This is a genomic window from Streptomyces bambusae, assembly GCF_019400985.1.
Lineage (GTDB): Bacteria > Actinomycetota > Actinomycetes > Streptomycetales > Streptomycetaceae > Streptomyces > Streptomyces bambusae_A.
Genome location: NZ_WTFF01000726.1, coordinates 1 through 668 on the forward strand (window position 1 = coordinate 1; position 668 = coordinate 668).

1 pseudogene is annotated in these 668 nt (G+C 74.9%); it reads right to left on the reverse strand.

Annotated features, from left to right (window positions below):
- A pseudogene (locus GPJ59_RS36755) lies at window positions 1-405 on the reverse strand (ThiF family adenylyltransferase); the annotation flags it as partial.
- Between the last annotated feature and the right edge of the window lie 263 nt (window positions 406-668).

Sequence of the window (668 nt, forward strand, 5' to 3'; positions counted from 1 at the left end):
CACCTGGACCCGGGCGGCCCGGCGCGCCGCCAGCCCCCGCAGGTCACCGCCCGGTTCGCGGCGCACCAGTGACAGCGACCGCAGATCGGGCCCGAGCCGCTCCAGCTCCTCCGGGCGGCGGCGCACCGCCTGCGCGCGCGGCCCGCCCGCCGTCACGTCGTCGATCAGCCCGGCAGCCGCCAGCCGCCGCACCAGCTCGTCGGCCTGTCCGTCCGGCAGCCCTATCGCTGCCGCCTCCGCCCGCAGCAGATCCATCCCCCGGCTGCCGTCGATCCGTTCGATCAGCGCCCCCGTCGCCGTGTCCACCGGCCCGAGCACCACCGCGTGCGCGGGCGTCACCCCGAACTGCACCGTCTGCAGATCCCGCCACGCCCGCGCCAGAGCAGGCTTCACCTTCGGATACATGTCCCCGTCCCCCGTCCTGTCCCGTCCCTGTCCCTGTGTCCTGTCCGGCCCCGGCTGTCCCGTCCGGCCCCGGCCGCTCCCTCCGCCGGCCCCTCCTCCCAGCCCGCCCACGCGGCCCGTCCTGCACGGCCGCCCACGTCGCGGCCCGTCCTCCGAAGAATGGTCATCCTACATTCCCACACACCCTTCCACCTCCCACCGCTCACCCCCCCTCCCTCTCCACCTCTCCATACTCCTCCCCCAATCCCTCGACCACTCTCGAT